Genomic DNA, 15,793 nt, shown 5'->3' on the forward strand with positions numbered 1-15,793 from the left:
CCTCGAACTCGCTCATTTTTCCGTTCCTTTCGGGTGGTTCATCAGATAAGAGTGGCCGCCCGCGGACTTTGTTACAGCGGGTTCCGCGATTTTTCGGGTCGAAGGTCCCTGGGGCGCACGTCCTACGGCTCTGCCCGGTCCCGGCCCGGCGGCGGATCGTGGAGAGCCCGAGGGGAGGAGCCGACATGTCCGCGGTGATCGTCGAGGGTCTGCGCAAACATTACGGTGATGTGCGTGCGGTGGACGGAGTGAGCTTCACCGTCGCGGAAGGCGAGGTGTTCGCCCTGCTCGGGCCGAACGGCGCGGGCAAGACCACGACGGTGGAGATCCTGGAGGGACACCGGGACCGCGACGGCGGCACGGTGTCGGTGCTGGGTCTCGACCCGGCCACCGGAGGGCGCGCCTACCGCGAGCGCATCGGGATCGTGCTGCAGGAGGCCGGGTTCGAGGAGGAGTTCACCGTCACCGAGCTGGTGCGGTTGTACGCGGGCTTCTACCCGCACCCCCGTGACCCCGGTGAGGTGATCGACCAGGTCGGCCTGGCCGACAAACGGAACGCCCGGGTCCGCACCCTGTCCGGCGGCCAGAAACGCCGCCTGGACCTGGCGCTGGGCCTGGTGGGCCGGCCCGAGCTGTTGTTCCTGGACGAGCCGACGACCGGCTTCGACCCCTCGGCGCGCCACCGCGCCTGGGAGCTGATCGACGGCCTGCGCGCGCTGGGCACCACGATCCTGCTGACCACCCACTACATGGACGAGGCCCAGAACCTGGCCGACCGGGTCGCGGTGCTGCGCGGGGGACGGCTGGTGGCCATCGGGGCGCCGGACACGCTCGGCGGCGCCGGGCGGGGCAGCGTGCTGTCCTTCCGGCTGCCCGAGGGAGCTGTCCCGGCCGACCTGCCGCCGCTCACCGGTGAGGTCGAGGTGTACGGCGAGGCGGTGGCCGTACACACCGGGCAGGCCGCCCGCGACATGCACGCCCTGACCGGCTGGGCGCTGGAGCGGGGAGTGGAGCTGACCTCGCTGACGCTGTCGCAGCCGAGTCTGGAGGACGTCTACCTGGACCTGATCGAGCAACCCGGACCGGCCGCCGGTGACGGGGAGCCGGGGGCCTCATCCGGATCGGTCATCGGTGACGGGGAATCGGAATCCTCGCCCGAGCCGGCCGCCGGTGAGGAGTTCGCACCCGGGAGGCGGTCATGAACGCGCGAGTCGCGGACGTCCGGCTGGTGGCCCGCCTGGCGCGGCACGAGACGATCTCCTTCCTGCGCACCCCGGTCGCGACGATCTTCACCATCGCGATGCCGCTGATGATGATGGTGATCGTCGGCGCCGCGGTGGGGAACGACACCGTCGATCCGGCCACCGGCGTGCGCGTGATGCAGTTCGTCATCCCGGTCATGACCGTGTTCGGCGTCGCCCAGGGGTGTTTCGGCGCCCTGGGGATGCACCTGATCGACCTGCGCGACCGCGGCTGGCTCAGGCGCCTGCGCGGCACCCCGGTGCCCGCATGGGTGGTGATGACCGCGCTGGCCGTGACGTCGCTGGTGATCGCGCTGATGACGACCGTCACGCTGCTCGGCGCCGGAGTGGTCTTCTACGACGTGCAGATGGTGTGGCGCACGTTTCCGGCGCTGCTGCTCACCCTGCTTGTCGGCGTGGCCTGCTTCACCGCGCTCGGCTTCGCGATCGTCGCGCTGGTGCGCAGCGCGGGGGCGGTGCAGCTGATCGGCACCGGGCTGCTGCTGGTGCTGGCGTTCATCTCCGGCATCCTCCTGCCGGGTGCCCGGATGCCCGTCTGGCTGGAGACCATCGGATGGATCTTCCCTCTGCGCCACTTCGGCGAGGCCGTACGCGATGATTTCAATCCCTTCCTCAGCGGACCGGGATTCCACGGCGACCACCTGGCCGTGCTGGCGGTCTGGGCCGCCGGGGCCGCGGCCGTGGCGGTGTGGCGCTTCCGGTGGGAGCGACCGCAGTCCGGGGTCGCAGCGGCGGGAACGGCGCCGGAGCCGGTGGTCTCCACGGCGGGTACGACGGGCGGGGCGGGGCCGGTGCCGCGTACGGCGGTCGGGGCGGGAGCGGGGCCCGCGGCGCGTACGCCCCCGGCGGTGTCCGGACGCTCCCACGGCCCCGAGAGCCGTCCCTCACCGTGGCGGCTGCTGGTCGGCCAGACCGCGCACGCCGCGCTCCGGCTCCGCCGGGACCCGTCCACGGCGTTCTTCACGGTGGTGCTGCCGGTCCTGCTCCTGGTGATCATTTCGCTGGTCTTCGGCGGGACGCAGGTGGAGGGGCTCCCGCTGCCGCTGTTCATGCTGGCCGCGATGACCGCCTACACGGTCGGGGTCTCGGCCTACGTCAACTTCGCCGAGGCCGTCACCGTCGACAGGGAGCGGGGCGTGCTCAAGCGGCTGTCCGGCACGCCGCTGCCGCGCTGGGCGTACTACACCGGCTGGATCGCCTGCGCGCTGTGGGTCACGCTGGCCACCGCGATCGTGCTGACGCTGGTGGCGGTGCTCGGCTACGACGCCCGGATCGGGCTCGGGGCGGTCCCCGTGATGCTGGTGACGGTGGTGCTCGGGGTGGTGTGCTTCGCCGTTCTGGGAGCGCTGGTGGCGACGTTGGTGCCCCGCTCCTCGACCGCGAACGCGATCACGCTGGGCACCTTCCTGCCGATGGCCTTCGTCTCGGACGTGTTCGTCATCGGCGGGCCGCTGCCCGCCGTACTGGAGACGGCCGGAGACCTTTTCCCGCTCAAGCACGTCTCGCACGCGCTGCTGGCCGCGCTCGACCCGGCGGGCCGCCCCTGGCCGTGGACGGACCTGGCGGTCATCGCCGCCTGGACGCTGGCCGGGGCGCTGGCCGTCGCCGTCGCCGCCGCGCCGGTCCGCCTGGGGAGGCGGAACCGGCGGCCGGCGGAGGCGGCGGTGAGATAGGCGCTCATCCGGGCCCGGTCGTCACGGCGGGCTTCCGCGGCCCGGCCGTCACGGTGGAACGGGTGCTTGCCGCGGTCCGGTCGTCACGGTACGGCGTGCGCGCCAGGCTCCTGGCGGATGCGGCGGCCGGTGATCTCCACGGGGACGATGCGGACGTAGAGGTTGCGGTCGCCTCCGGCCCACGGCTCGACCCCGGAGGCGGCGACGGCCGCCTCCTCCTCCGGGGGGACATGGTGGGCGCCGCCCAGGATGAGCACGCTCCAGCCTTCCCGGTTGACCTCGTCGACGTGGTCGACCTCGAAGGCGATCTTGATTTCGGCTCCCTTCACGTGGGTGCGCAGATCCTCGTCCAGCGGGCCGCCGAAGGCGGTGCGGAAGACCACCGCGCCCTCGTGGAAGACGTAGTTGACCGGCACGATCACCGGGCCCACGGGACTGCCGAACCCCACCCGGCCGACGCCGCCCGGCGAGATCAGCCGCAGGCACTCCTTGATGTCGAGCTCTTCCAGCACCGGCCGCGTCCCGGCGCGCCCGCGCCCCGGCGGCAGGTCCACCTCGCCGCCGAGCAGTTCCGCCGCGCTGGTGTCGAGCCCGGCGGCCAGGCGGTGCACGGTCTCCGCGCTGGGCGAGGCCGGCTGCTCCTCCAGGTAGCCGAGATAGCCGGGATCGATCCCGGCGCGGCCGGCGAGCTGTTCCCGGCTCAGGCCGAGGGACCGGCGGCGCCAGGCGATGCGGCGTCCCAGATCGCCGGGGAGGGCATGACGCTCGGACATGGGATCTCCTCACGGAAAAGAGCGGGGGCGGGGGTCGTGTCGTGGCTCCGTCCTTCGACGCTACGCCCGCGACCCCGGAACGCCCCAGAGGCGAAAGACCCATGAGGGCCCGTGGAGCGCCCCGACGGGTCACGGAGAGCCGCCGCGCGGAAACCGGGCCGGTGCCGCGCGGGAGTCTGTCCGGCGTCGTACGGGAGTCTGTCCGGCGTCGTACGGGAGCCGGTCCGGCGTCATACCGGTGGCAGCGGATCATCCAGTGACAGCGGGCTGCGGGAGGTGATCCTGCCGGCCACCAGCGCGGCGACCCGCTGGGTGGCCCGTGCCACGACCGGGGTCATCGCCGCGCCGACGGCGAAGTCGGCGCCCTCGATGCCGTAGACGACGAGTTCGCGGGGTAGGCGGCCGAGGACGCGGCCCAGTCCGACGGCCTCGGCCAGGCCCGCGGAGTGGGTGCCGGTCGGCGGAGATCGCGCCGGGAGGCCGGGGCCCGGTTCCGCGGGCGTCTCCCGATAGCGGTGGACCGTCCCGGGCGGGGCGCCGGAGGCGGCGGCGTCGACGACGACGGCGAGCCCGGCGCCGGTCCAGGTCTCGACGAGCCCGGCGGGGTCCCCGCGGCTGAGGGCCACGGTGACGTGCGCGGGCACGGCCGCGGCCAGCAGGCGTACGGCCTCCAGCCCGGCGGCGTCGTCCCCCCGGCAGTCGTTGCCGATCCCGATGACGACCGTCCTACCCGCCATCGCGTCCGCCCGGTGCGTCCGTCCGGTCGATGCGCAGGTCGAGGAAGTGGGCCGCGCAGGAGATGCACGGGTCGTGGTTGCGGACGGCCCGCTCGCACAGGGCCGCCAGCTCGGCGGCGGGCAGGTCGAGACGGGGCTCGGCCAGGGCGCGCAGGTCCGCCTCGATGCGGGCCTGGTTCTGCGCGGTCGGCGGCACGATGACGGCCTCGGCGATCGACCCGCCGGGACCGGTCCGATAGCGGTGGTAGAGGGTGCCGCGGGGAGCCTCGGAGGCGCCGTGCCCGGTGCCGGCGCGGGGCTCGGCCGGCACGGCGGGCGCCTCGGGCTCGGTGTAGCGCGCGATGAGGCGCAGCGCCTCGTCGCAGGCGTGCACGATCTCCACGGCGCGTACGACGATGCTGCGGAAGGGGTTGCGGCACACCGGGCCGAGCCCCGCCTCCGCCGCCGCCTGCCTGGCCAGGGGCGACAGCCGCGCGGAGTTGAGGGCGTAGCGGGCCAGCGGGCCGGTCAGATACCCGGGGGAGCCGTCGAGACGGGCGTGCAGCGCGGTGGAGTGCGGGACCTGCTCCTCCACGACGTGCGCGGGCCACTCATCGACCGGGAAGCCCGTCGGAACGCCCGCGCCGTCGCGCACGGCGACGTCGCCGGACAGGATGGCGTACTCGCCGGGGTGGGTGAGCGCCAGGAACCGGTAGTCGTGCTCGACGTCGGGGAAGTCGAACCCGGCGACCCAGGCGGCCGTGGCCAGCGCCGCGTCCCTGGCGTGCTCGAGCCGCTCGGCGACCGGGGCCAGCTCCCGCCGGGAAGGGGCCCGGTAGAAGCCGCCGACCCGCACGTTGACCGGATGGATCGCCCGTCCGCCGATGGCCGCGACCAGCTCGTTGCCCGCCTTCTTCAGTGCCAGCCCGCGCTCGACCAGGTCCCGGCGGTCGGCGGCCATGGCGATCCCGCTGTCGTAGCCGAGGAAGTCGGGGGCATGCAGCAGATAGATGTGCAGAGCGTGGGACTCGATCCACTCGCCGTAGTAGAGCAGCAGCCGCAGATCGCGCAGCGGCCCGTCCACGCGGGCGCCGCCGATCGACTCCAGAGCCTGACAGGCGCTCATCTGGTAGGCGACCGGGCAGATGCCGCAGATGCGCGCGGTGATGTCCGGGGGCTCGGTGAAGGAACGGCCGCGCAGCAGGGCCTCGAAGAACCGCGGCGGCTCGTAGATCCGCAGCTGGAGGTCGGCGATGCGGCCGTCGTGGACGCGGATGAGCAGCGAGCCCTCACCCTCGACGCGGGACAGGCCGCCGACCTTGATCGTCTTGTGCGTCATGCGCCCGCCTCCTCGGCCGCGCGGCGGAAGGGCTCGGAGGCGGCGTTGAAGGTGCGGTAGACGCGCACCAGTTCCGGGGTGCTCATGCCGAGCTCGCGCAGCCGGGCGTTGAGCGCCGCCGCGTTGGGGGACTCCGCCGGTCCGAAGCAGCCGTAGCAGCCGCGGCCGAACGCCGGGCACAGCGCGCCGCACCCCGCCTGGGTGACCGGCCCCAGGCACGGTGTGCCGTGGGCGACCACCACGCAGGCGGCGCCGCGCAGCTTGCACTCCACGCAGACGCTGTGCGCGGGCACGTCCGGGCGCCGCCCGGCGAGGAAGGCGCCGATCACCTCCAGCAGCTGCCGCCGGTCGATCGGGCAGCCGCGCAGCTCGAAGTCGACCGGTACGTGCGCCGAGATCGGCGTCGAGCGTTCCAGGGCCGCCACGTAGCCGGGGCGGGCGTAGACGACGGAGGCGAACTCGCGCACGTCGGCGAAGTCGCGCAGCGCCTGGATCCCGCCGGCGGTGGCGCAGGCGCCGATGGTGACCAGGTTCCGGGAGACCCGCCGGACGTGCCTGATCCGCTCCAGGTCGTCCGGCGTGGTGATCGACCCCTCGACCAGCGACAGGTCGTACGGCCCCGCCCCCCGGATGCTGGACGCCTCCAGGAAGTGGGCGACCTCCACCCGCCCGGCCACCGTCAGCAGCTCGTCCTCGCAGTCGAGCAGGGTGAGCTGGCAGCCGTCGCAGGAGGCGAACTTCCACACCGCGAGCCGCGGCACCCGCCCGCCCGTCGGCCGGGATCCGTTCGTACGGGGCGCGTTCACAACTCCCTCACCTCCAGCAGCGCGGCGACGCGGTCGTAGGTCAGGACCGGGCCGTCCAGGCAGGTGAACAGCGGGCCGAGCTGGCAGTGGCCGCAGCGGCCGACGCCGCACTTCATGTTCCGCTCCAGCGACAGCGCCACCCGTCCGGCCGGGACGCCGCGGCGGACCAGTTCGGCGGCGGTGGCACGCATCATGACCTCGGGGCCGCAGACGAAGGCGCAGGTGCGGCGGGGGTCGAAGACGATCCGGTCGACCAGTCCGGTGATCAGGCCGACCGGCCCCTTCCAGGCCCGGTCGGGGTGGTCCACGGTGATCAGGACGTCGAAGTCGCGGCTCCAGCGGGCCAGCTCGCGGGGGTAGAGCAGGGTGGCGGGGGTGCGGGTGCCGACGATCAGGCTGATCCGGCCGTAGCGGGAGCCGTGCGCGGCCAGCTCGCGGATGACCGGGCGCAGCGGCGCCAGCCCGAGCCCGCCGGCCGCGACCACCACGTCGAGGCCGGCGGCGGCCCGCAGGTCGAAGGCGGTGCCGTACGGCCCGCGCACGCCGATGATCTGCCCGGCTCCGGTACGGCACAGCGCCCGGCTGACCGCGCCGACGGCCCTGACGGTCTGGACGTAACCGCCGCCGCGGGCGTGCCCGCTGATGGAGATCGGGATCTCGCCGACGGCCGGGGCGTAGAGCATGGTGAACTGGCCCGGCAGGAACGGCGGGCACTCACCCCGCACCGGCTCCAGGGCCAGGGTCACGGTGTCGGCCCGGTCGGGCCGGCGCGAGCGCACCCGGTAGGGCGCGGGCAGCATCGGGTGCGCGCCCGGCTGTTCCACCCCGGGCGGGGCGGTCCGCGGTGCGGAGGTTCCGGTCGGGGTCATCACAGGCGCTCCAGCTCCTCGGTGATGTCGATGCCGGTCGGGCACCAGGTGATGCACCGGCCGCAGCCGACGCAGCCGTAGCCGCCGAACTGGTCCACCCAGGTGGAGAACTTGTGTGTCAGCCACTGCCGGTAGCGGGCCGCGCCCGAGCCGCGGACCGGGGCGCCGCCCAGCTCGCTGAAGCCGAGCGTGAAGCAGGAGTCCCAGCGCTCGGCCCGCGCGGCGGTGCCGTCGGCCAGGTCGGCGCCGTCCTCGACCGTGGTGCAGAAGCAGGTCGGGCAGACCATCGTGCAGTTGGCGCAGCTCAGGCAGCGGGAGGCGGTCTCGTTCCAGATCGGGGAGTCGTGCGCCTCGGCCACGCGCTCCTTCAGGCCGTCCAGCTCGACCCGGCGTCCCATGCGGGTCCGCGCCGTACGGCCGACCTCCTCGGCGGCCTCCAGGTCGGCGGCGGTGGCGGGCCGGGTCGGGAGCGCGGCCAGCAGCCCCGCGCCGCGCGGGCTGCCGGCCGCGGCGACGAACCGGTGCGGGCCGGTAAGCTCGGTCAGCGCCACGTCGAAGCCGGAGACGGCCGTCGGTCCCGTTCCCATCGAGGCGCAGAAGCAGGTGCCGCCCGGCGTCGCGCAGTCGACCGCGATCAGCAGGAGCGCCTCGCGCCGGGCCCGGTAGGCGGGGTCCGGGTACCGCCCGCCGAGGAAGACCCGGTCCTGTACGGCCAGCGCCGCCAGGTCGCACGGCCGCACGCCCAGCAGGGCGATCGGCGGGGCCTCCCGCCCGGCCTCCTCCGGCACGCCGTCACGCAGGCGGAACAGCGTGGTGCGCGGCGGATGGGTGTAGCGCTTGGCCGAGTCGGGGCTCGCGGCGTAGCCGAAAACCTGCTCACCGTCCCCGGCGGAGGCGTCCCCGGTCTCGAGGCGGTCCTGTGACCCGGTGGCCTCAGGGCCGGCGGCCCGGCGCAGCCGGTAGCGGCCGGCGTTCTGCTCGTCCGTCCAGCCCGCGGGCAGGTCCGCGGCCGAGGAGATCTCCGCGAAGCGGATGACGCCGTCGCGGACGGTCGGCCCGGCCACGGTGTACCCCATGCCGGTGAGGACGGCGATCAGCGGCTCCAGCGAGTCCAGGACCACCCGGTCCATCTCAGGCTCCGCCCGGGATCGGCACGACCTCGGGGGTCGCGATGACACGTGCCTTCGCTCGCATGGCCGTTCCTCCTCGACCTCGGGTCCGGGTTCCGTCCGCCTCCATCCCACCGCCGTGCGGAGCCCGCGCCCAGGGCCGGAAGTCCTCACGCGGGCGGCCGGTCGCCCGTGCCCCGTCGCTAACGCAGGCTGCGCCGCAGCGGGGAGGGCGGGGGCGTGCCCGGGGCGAGGCGGACCTTGACGTCCACCGCGACCGCGCCGTCCGCGGTGACGATCACCGGGTTGAGATCGAGCTCCGCGACGTCGGGCAGGTCCTCCAGGAGCCGTCCCACGGCGGCGATCTGCCCGGCGAGGGCGCCGGCGTCCACCGGCGGCCGGCCGCGATAGCCGTACAGCAGAGGCGAGCAGCGCAGCTCCCCGATCATCTCGGTGGCGGCGGCCGGGGTGATCGGCGGCACCCGGAAGGCGCGGTCGGCGAGCAGGTCGGCGGCCACGCCGCCCATGCCGACCATGACCAGCGGCCCGAAGGCCGGGTAGTTCACGCCGCCGACGATGGTCTCCACGCCGCCGTCCAGCATCGGCTGCACGACCGCGCCGGTCATCGCCGGGCCGACGGCCAGGGCCATCTCCCGGTAGGCCCGCCGTACCTCGTCGGGAGTGCCCAGGCCGAGGCGGACGCCGCCGACGTCGCTCTTGTGGACCAGCTCCGGCCCGGTCGCCTTGAGCGCGACGGGACCGGCGATGCGCGCGGCGGCCGCGGCGGCCTCGTCCGGGCCGTCCACCTCGACGGACTCGATCACGTTCAGGCCGTAGAGGCGCAGCAGCCCGGCCGTCTCCTCCGGGGCCGGCCAGCAGCCCTCGGGGTGGCGTTCCAGCTGCGCGCGGACGAACTCCCGCGCCGCGCGGGCCGTCTCCCGATCGTCCGGCCGGTCGGCGAGGGCGTCCTCCTCGGCCGGGCGGTCCCGCCAGCGGGCGTAACGCACGGCGCGGGCCAGGGCCGCCACCGCCTGCTCGGGGAAGGCGTAGCCGGGGACCCGCTCGCCGATGAGCCCGTCGTGCCCGACCACGCAGGCCAGCACCGTCTTGTCCGCGTGCCGCGCGGCGTCGGCGATCGCCTTCCTGGTCCGGTCCAGGCCGGAGCCGAACGGCGGGGTGTAGACCACCAGGACGGCGTCGATGCCGGGGTCGCCGAGAACCGTCTTGATCACGGCGCCGAACTCGCGGGCGCCGGCGGCCGCGGTCAGGTCGACGGGGTTGCCCAGCGCCGCCGAGGTGCTCGCCCGCTCTGCGAGCCGGGTCCTGACCGGCTCGCAGAGCGGGGGGACGGTCAGCCCCTGCCGCTCGCAGGCGTCGGCGGCCATCGCCTCGGGCCCGCCGGAGTTGCCGACGATGGCCACGCGAGGGCCGCCCGGCAGGGGCTGGGTGGCCAGCAGCAGCGCGGTGTCGAGCAGCTCGGAGACGCCGTCCACGCGGATCACGCCGGAGGCGCGGACCAGGGCCTCCACGGCGATGTCCGGGGTCGCGGCGGCGGCGGTGTGCGAGCGCACGGCGCGGTCGCCCGAGGCCGACCGGCCGCTCTTGACCAGCAGGATCGGCTTGCGGGCGCCGACCCGGCGGGCGATCCTGGCGAACTTGCGGGGGTTGCCGAACGACTCCAGATACAGCGCGATGACGTCGGTGGCCTCGTCGTCCTCCCAGTACTCCAGCAGGTCGTTGCCGCTGACGTCGGCCTTGTTGCCGGCCGAGACGAACGAGGACAGGCCCAGGCCGAGGGCGCCGAGGCGGTCGACGACGCCGGCCGCCACCGCGCCGGACTGCGACATCAGGCCGACCCGGCCGGGGACGGGCGCCCGCCCCAGGAAGGTGGCGTTGAGACCGGCCGCGGTGCTGGCGATGCCGAGACAGTTGGGCCCGACCAGCCGCATCCCCGCCCGGCGGCAGATGCGCAGCAGCTCCTTCTCGGCGTCCGGGTCCCCGCTCTCGGCGAATCCCGCGGTGAGGACGACCAGCCCGGCGACGCCCGCCTCGGCGCACTCCCGGGCGACGTCCAGGACGTGCCGGGCCGGGACGGCCACCACGGCCAGGTCCACCGGTCCGGGCACGTCGCGTATTCCGGGATGGCAGGGCAGGCCGGCCACCCGCCGGGCCCTCGGGTTGACCGGGTGGATCGGCCCGGGGAAGCCTCCGTCGACCAGGTTGCGCAGCACCCGGTGGCCGATCGCGCCGCGGTCGCGGCTCGCGCCGATCACCGCCACGGAACGGGGTGAGAGCAGCCGGGTCAGCGAGGCGCGCCCGGCTTCGTGGTCGCGGGCGTCGATGCTCGCCTGCAGGCCGGGCGCGGGCGGCGACAGCGGCAGGCTCAGCCGTACGACGCCGCTGTCGAAGCGCAGCTCCACGTCCATGCCGATGTCGCGCAGCACGTGGATCATGGCCATGTTGTCCGGGAGCACGTCACCGGTCAGCTCGTGTATCCCGTGCTCGGCGGCGTCCAGCGCCAGGTGCTCCAGCAGCAGCGTGCCCAGGCCGTGGCTCTGCGCGGTGTCGTCGAGCAGGACCGCCAGCTCGGCCCGCCTGCCCTCGCCGTCCGGGAAGTACTCGGCGATCCCCGCCACCCGCCCGCGCACCAGCGCCACCAGGGCGTGGCCCTGACGGCCGGGACCGGTGATCTGGTCCATGTACCGGTGGGCGATGCCCGCGCCGCCGGTGAAGAACCTCAGGTAGGCCGAGCGCTCCGAGATCCGGTCCGCCAGCCCGTGCAGCGCGGCCCGGTCGCCGGGGCGCAGCGGGCGCACGTGGGCGATGCCGCCGTCGCGGAGCAGGACGTCGTACTCGCCGTGCTCGTTGGCGGAGGGCTCGGGGACGGGGGAGGAGTCGGTCGTGGCAGCCATGGCGCACCGCTTCCGTCGGTAGGCTCTGCCGCCATGCTGGCCGAGGCGCACCTGAGCCCGGCAGGGTCGTGCGGTCACCGCGGTCGGGACTTTGGTCCGCTGATCCAAATTTGGATCTACAGTGTAAAGGCGTGGGCCCGGGACGCGACAAAGACGGCCCGGGAGACGAGAATCGCCGGGAGATCACCCTCGCCTGGACGGGATGGGGAGCCTGATGGACACCACAGCGCGCGACGAGCGTCTGCGCCGTTACTGGGACAGGGTCTCGGCCTCCTACGAGAAACAGATGCGCGGATGGGACCGGCGGCTGTTCGGCGACACCCGCGCGTGGGTCTGCGGGCAGGCTCTGGGCGACACGCTCGAAGTGGCCGTGGGCACCGGCATGAACCTTCCCCTGTATCCCGAAGGTGTGCGGCTGACCGGCCTGGACTGGAGCCCCGCCATGCTCGACCGGGCCCGGCGGCGGGCCGCCGAGCTCGGGCTGAAGGCCGACCTGCGCCAGGGGGACGCGCGGGCGCTCGACTTCCCCGACGCGGCCTTCGACACGGTCGTGTGCACCTTCTCCCTGTGCGCGATCAGCGACCACCGGCGGGCGCTCGCGGAGATGGTGCGGGTACTGCGTCCCGGCGGGGTCCTGCTGCTCGCCGACCACGTGGCCGGATCGAGCCGGACGGTGCGCGCGCTGCAGCGTCTGCTGGAGGCGGTGACCGTACCGCTGGCCGGTGAGCACTATCTGCGCCGCCCGCTCGACCACCTCGCCGAGCACGGCCTGTCGGTCGAGCGCCGCGACCGCTTCAAGATGGGCATCGTGGAGCGCCTGGCCGCCCGCAAGCCGGCCGCCGCCGGCTGAACCGCCGGCCGCACCCCGATCGGCTCCCGCCCCGGCTCCGGCGCGGGAACCGTAGGGTCCTACATGCCGCTCCACGTCGGGATGTCGTCGGTGTTCCACTGGATCTCGTCGACGACGTCGACCACGCCGTTGATCCGCAGCGCCATGCGGGCGGCGATCTCCGCCTCGCTGCGCCGTTCCATCCGGCCGCTCAGCGTCGCCACGCCCTGGTGCACGGCCACCTGCACGTTGGAGGTGTCCACCCACAGGGAGTGGTCCAGGACGTCGGCGCGGATCTCCGCGGCGATCGCCGCGTCCGGTCGGACGAACACCTTGAGCATGTCGTGGCGGCTGACGATGCCGACCAGGCGGTCGTTCTCGTCCACGACGGGCAGGCGCTTGACGCCGTGCTCGTCCATCAGCCGCATCGCGTACACCACGCCGGCCTGGGCGCGGACGGTGACGGCCGGGGCGGTCATCAGCTCGGCGGCCGTCTCCCCGTGCGCCTTGTCCCGTCCCCGGCCTCTGTCCTCGGTGAGGCGGTGACGCAGCCTGGCGCGCAGCGGCGGCTGGTAGCCCTCGCGGTAGAACTGCTCCTTGAACTCCTCCTTGCACAGCAGGTCGGCCTCGGAGACCACGCCGAGGACGCGGTCGTGGGCGTCGACGACCGGGACCGCGCTGACGCCGTGGGCGATGAGCGCCTCGGCGACGTCCTTGAACGGCGTGCCGCCGGTGACGGACGCCACCTCGCGGGTCATGACCTCGCTGACCTTCACACGCATGATCTCCTCCTTGAGGGCTGGGGGCTGCCTTCCCCATCGCACTGCGGTTCCCGGCGTACGGGCAGGGCCGTAAGTCCCACGGGGAGGTGTCCTTCGGTCCGGGACCCGCCCGCATCGCCGGTGATCTACTGAAGCCATGGAGGACATCGACGTGCGGGCCCCGGACGGACTGTCGCAGGAGACCGCCGCGCGGTTGCTGACCGAACACGGTCCCAACGCGCTCCCGCAGTCCCGGCCGCCGTCTCTGGCCGCCCGCGCGGCCCGCCAGCTCGCCGACCCGCTGTCGGTCCTGCTGCTGATCGCCGGACTGATCACCCTGCTGGTGCTGCGCGAGGTCCCCGAGGGCGCGGCCATCGTCGCCATCCTGGTGGTCAACGTCGTCATCGGGGTCAGCCAGGAGACCAAGGCGGACCAGGCGGTCCGCGCGCTGCGCACGCTCACCGCGCCGATGGCCAAGGTACGGCGCGACGGGACCGTCCGGCGCGTCCCGGCCGCCGAGGTCGTGCCCGGGGACGTGATCGAGGTCGCCGCCGGGGACCGGGTCCCCGCCGACGCCCGCGTCCTGACCTCGGGCGCCCTGGCCGTCGACGAGGCGATGCTCACCGGGGAGTCCCTGTCGGCCGACAAGCGCCCCACCGGACCCGCCGAGGAGGGCACCCCCCTCGGGGACCGCAGGGGAGAGCTGTTCTCCGGCACCCTCGTGGTGCGCGGCACCGGGACCGCGCTGGTGCTCAAGACCGGCGCGGACACCGAGATGGGCCGCATCGCCGGCGCGCTGGAGGGCGGCGGCAAGGGCCCCCTGGAGCGGGACCTGGCCCAGGCGTCCCGGCGCATCGGCGTCCTCGCCCTGGCCGCGGGCGCCGCGATGGTGCTGATCGGCCTGACCCGGGTCAGCCAGGGCCAGGCCGCGCTGCTGGACATCATCCTGGCCGGGGTGGCCCTGGCCATCGCCGCGGTCCCGGAGAGCATGGCTGCGGCGGTGACCACCGCCATGGCCCTGGGCTCGCAGCGCATGGCCAGGCTCGGCGTGATCGTCCGCAAGCTCTCGGCGATCGAGGCGCTCGGCGCCACCACCGTCATCGCCACCGACAAGACCGGTACCCTGACCACCGGACGCCTCACCGTCGTCGACCGGGTCCCCGCCTCCGGCCTCGTCTCCGGCACCGGCCACGCGGACGTGCCGGGCACCGGCTGCGCGGACGTGCCGGGCACCGGCCGACCGGAGGGTGCGGAGGGCGCCGGGCGGCCGGACGCCGGGCTGTGGCGGGCCGCGCTGCGCTGCAACGACGCCCGCGACGGCCTGGGTGACGCCGTCGACGTGGCCCTGCAGGCCGCCGCCGCCGTGCGCGGTGTACGGCTCCCGCCGGGCGAGAGCCGCCTGGCCGAGCGGCCCTTCGACGCCGAGACCCGCTCCATGACGGTGGTCACCGCGACCGGCGACGGGCCGGTGCTGACCGTCAAGGGGGCACCCGAGGTGGTCCTGGCCCGCTGCGCGCCCGGCCCGGAGACCGACCGGCTGGCGGCCGCCGTACCCGAACTGGCCCGTCGCGGACTGCGGGTGCTGGCCCTGGCCACCGCCGCGGGCCCCGGCGCGACCGACCTCGACGCCGTCGATCTGCTCCCGGCCGGGCTGGTCGCCCTCAGCGACGAGATCCGGCCCTCGGCCCGCCAGGCGGTCGCCGAGTGCCGGGGCGCGGGCATCCGCGTGGTGATGGTCACCGGCGACCACGCCGACACCGCCCGGGCCGTGGCCGCCGACGTCGGCATCGAGCCCGACCCCGTCGTCACCGGCGCGAGCCTGGAAGGCGGGGATCGGGCCGTACGGCTGCGCGAAGCCGGTGTGCTGGCCCGCGTCGACCCGGCCACCAAGCTCGAACTGGTGCGCGCGCTGCGAGAGCACGGCGAGGTCGTCACCATGACCGGCGACGGCGTCAACGACGCCCCGGCGCTGCGCCACGCCGACGTCGGGGTGGCCATGGCCGGCGACGAGGGCACCGACGTCGCCCGCGAGGCCGCCTCCGTCGTCGTCACCAACGGCGAACTGGGCACCATCGTCACCGGGGTCCGCCACGGCCGCCGGCTCCACCACAACGTCGCCTCGATGATCGGCTACCTGCTCACCGGGAACCTCGCCGAGATCTTCCTGGTGCTGACCGGCCTGCTGGTCTGGCCCGACCTCGTCGTCCCGCTGCTCCCGGTCCACCTGCTCTGGATCAACCTGGTCCTGGACGGCATCCCGGCCATCGCCCTGGGCGTCGACCGGCCCGCGGGCGACCCGCTCACCCTGCGCCCCGGCCGAAACGGCCTGCTGTCCCGTGACGCCGTCACCGAGATCGCGCTGCGGGCGCTGCTCATCGGCGCACTGGTCTTCGCCGCCGTCGAGATCGCCCGCCGCCTGGGCTGGAGCGACGAGCAGGTGCGCACCCAGGCGGTCCTGACCCTCGTCTTCGCCCGCCTGACCCTGGCCTACGTCGCCCGCGCCCGCCGCTGGACCCTGGAACGCGGCTGGTGGCACGGGCGGGCGGTGCTCGTCGCGGTGCTCGCCACGGCGGCGCTGCAGACGCTGGTCACGCTGGTGCCCGCGCTCGGGAGCCTGCTCGCGCTGGTCCCGCTGCCGCCGCAGGGCTGGGCCATGGCCCTGGGAGCGGCCGTGCTCACCCCGCTGCTGTGCGACCTGCTGCGCCTGGTCCGCCCCGGACGGAAGGGGACCGGCTGATCCCTGT

The 15,793-nt window shown here is 74.5% G+C and carries 12 protein-coding genes; 4 read left to right on the top strand and 8 right to left on the bottom strand.

The window, feature by feature from the left end:
• Positions 1-185 precede the first annotated feature (185 nt).
• Positions 186-1,202, top strand: coding sequence for an ABC transporter ATP-binding protein (locus tag Psi01_RS31910; protein WP_204067850.1), 1,017 nt, complete (start codon positions 186-188; stop codon positions 1,200-1,202).
• Positions 1,199-2,935, top strand: a complete 1,737-nt coding sequence (locus tag Psi01_RS44230) for an ABC transporter permease (protein WP_204067851.1) — start codon at positions 1,199-1,201, stop codon at positions 2,933-2,935. Before Psi01_RS31910 ends, Psi01_RS44230 begins: the two co-directional genes overlap by 4 nt.
• A gap of 83 nt (positions 2,936-3,018) precedes the next feature.
• Here Psi01_RS44230 and Psi01_RS31920 read toward each other — a convergent pair whose 3' ends face one another.
• The 7 genes from Psi01_RS31920 to Psi01_RS31950 all read right to left on the bottom strand — a co-directional run bounded on the left by Psi01_RS31920 (position 3,019) and on the right by Psi01_RS31950 (position 11,459).
• Positions 3,019-3,708 (bottom strand): helix-turn-helix domain-containing protein, encoded by a 690-nt coding sequence (locus Psi01_RS31920; protein ID WP_204067852.1) that lies wholly within the window; start codon positions 3,706-3,708, stop codon positions 3,019-3,021.
• Positions 3,709-3,938: 230 nt separating this feature from the next.
• The gene (locus Psi01_RS31925) at positions 3,939-4,445 is read right to left on the bottom strand and encodes a hydrogenase maturation protease (RefSeq protein ID WP_204067853.1); all 507 of its coding nucleotides are present in this window, start codon (positions 4,443-4,445) and stop codon (positions 3,939-3,941) included.
• Positions 4,435-5,763 (bottom strand): Ni/Fe hydrogenase subunit alpha, encoded by a 1,329-nt coding sequence (locus tag Psi01_RS31930; protein ID WP_204067854.1) that lies wholly within the window; start codon positions 5,761-5,763, stop codon positions 4,435-4,437. The genes Psi01_RS31925 and Psi01_RS31930 overlap by 11 nt, the downstream gene beginning before the upstream one ends.
• A complete protein-coding gene (locus Psi01_RS31935) occupies positions 5,760-6,569 on the bottom strand; it encodes an NADH-quinone oxidoreductase subunit B family protein (RefSeq protein ID WP_239128168.1) in 810 nt (269 codons plus the stop codon). The genes Psi01_RS31930 and Psi01_RS31935 overlap by 4 nt, the downstream gene beginning before the upstream one ends.
• Entirely contained in the window at positions 6,566-7,438 is an 873-nt protein-coding gene (locus tag Psi01_RS31940) for an FAD/NAD(P)-binding protein (RefSeq protein ID WP_239128169.1), read from the bottom strand. Before Psi01_RS31940 ends, Psi01_RS31935 begins: the two co-directional genes overlap by 4 nt.
• Positions 7,438-8,568 (bottom strand): 4Fe-4S dicluster domain-containing protein, encoded by a 1,131-nt coding sequence (locus Psi01_RS31945; RefSeq protein WP_204067855.1) that lies wholly within the window; start codon positions 8,566-8,568, stop codon positions 7,438-7,440. The genes Psi01_RS31940 and Psi01_RS31945 overlap by 1 nt, the downstream gene beginning before the upstream one ends.
• 182 nt (positions 8,569-8,750) lie before the next feature.
• Positions 8,751-11,459 carry a bifunctional acetate--CoA ligase family protein/GNAT family N-acetyltransferase gene (locus tag Psi01_RS31950; protein ID WP_204067856.1) on the bottom strand — a complete coding sequence of 903 codons (2,709 nt, stop codon included), beginning with the start codon at positions 11,457-11,459 and terminating at the stop codon, positions 8,751-8,753.
• Positions 11,460-11,673: 214 nt separating this feature from the next.
• Here Psi01_RS31950 and Psi01_RS31955 point away from each other — a divergent pair, with 214 nt between their 5' ends.
• The gene (locus tag Psi01_RS31955; protein ID WP_204067857.1) at positions 11,674-12,309 is read left to right on the top strand and encodes a class I SAM-dependent methyltransferase; all 636 of its coding nucleotides are present in this window, start codon (positions 11,674-11,676) and stop codon (positions 12,307-12,309) included.
• Between the two features lie 59 nt (positions 12,310-12,368).
• On the opposite strand, the gene Psi01_RS31960 is transcribed toward Psi01_RS31955, so the two are convergent.
• The gene (locus Psi01_RS31960) at positions 12,369-13,070 is read right to left on the bottom strand and encodes a CBS domain-containing protein (RefSeq protein WP_204067858.1); all 702 of its coding nucleotides are present in this window, start codon (positions 13,068-13,070) and stop codon (positions 12,369-12,371) included.
• Between the two features lie 136 nt (positions 13,071-13,206).
• On the opposite strand from Psi01_RS31960, the gene Psi01_RS31965 reads away from it, so the two are divergent.
• Positions 13,207-15,786 (top strand): cation-translocating P-type ATPase, encoded by a 2,580-nt coding sequence (locus Psi01_RS31965; RefSeq protein ID WP_204067859.1) that lies wholly within the window; start codon positions 13,207-13,209, stop codon positions 15,784-15,786.
• Positions 15,787-15,793 lie beyond the last annotated feature (7 nt).

Origin of the sequence: Paraplanobispora siamensis (assembly GCF_016863175.1) — a bacterium.
Lineage (GTDB): Bacteria > Actinomycetota > Actinomycetes > Streptosporangiales > Streptosporangiaceae > Planobispora > Planobispora siamensis.

Excerpts from the sequence above, each read along its gene's own strand:
- Psi01_RS31910 (WP_204067850.1), top strand. The coding sequence starts at position 186 with ATGTCCGCGGTGATCGTCGAGGGTCTGCGCAAACATTACGGTGATGTG.
- Psi01_RS44230 (WP_204067851.1), top strand. The coding sequence starts at position 1,199 with ATGAACGCGCGAGTCGCGGACGTCCGGCTGGTGGCCCGCCTGGCGCGG.
- Psi01_RS31920 (WP_204067852.1), bottom strand. The coding sequence starts at position 3,708 with ATGTCCGAGCGTCATGCCCTCCCCGGCGATCTGGGACGCCGCATCGCC.
- Psi01_RS31925 (WP_204067853.1), bottom strand. The coding sequence starts at position 4,445 with ATGGCGGGTAGGACGGTCGTCATCGGGATCGGCAACGACTGCCGGGGG.
- Psi01_RS31930 (WP_204067854.1), bottom strand. The coding sequence starts at position 5,763 with ATGACGCACAAGACGATCAAGGTCGGCGGCCTGTCCCGCGTCGAGGGT.
- Psi01_RS31940 (WP_239128169.1), bottom strand. The coding sequence starts at position 7,438 with ATGACCCCGACCGGAACCTCCGCACCGCGGACCGCCCCGCCCGGGGTG.
- Psi01_RS31945 (WP_204067855.1), bottom strand. The coding sequence starts at position 8,568 with ATGGACCGGGTGGTCCTGGACTCGCTGGAGCCGCTGATCGCCGTCCTC.
- Psi01_RS31950 (WP_204067856.1), bottom strand. The coding sequence starts at position 11,459 with ATGGCTGCCACGACCGACTCCTCCCCCGTCCCCGAGCCCTCCGCCAAC.
- Psi01_RS31955 (WP_204067857.1), top strand. The coding sequence starts at position 11,674 with ATGGACACCACAGCGCGCGACGAGCGTCTGCGCCGTTACTGGGACAGG.
- Psi01_RS31960 (WP_204067858.1), bottom strand. The coding sequence starts at position 13,070 with ATGCGTGTGAAGGTCAGCGAGGTCATGACCCGCGAGGTGGCGTCCGTC.
- Psi01_RS31965 (WP_204067859.1), top strand. The coding sequence starts at position 13,207 with ATGGAGGACATCGACGTGCGGGCCCCGGACGGACTGTCGCAGGAGACC.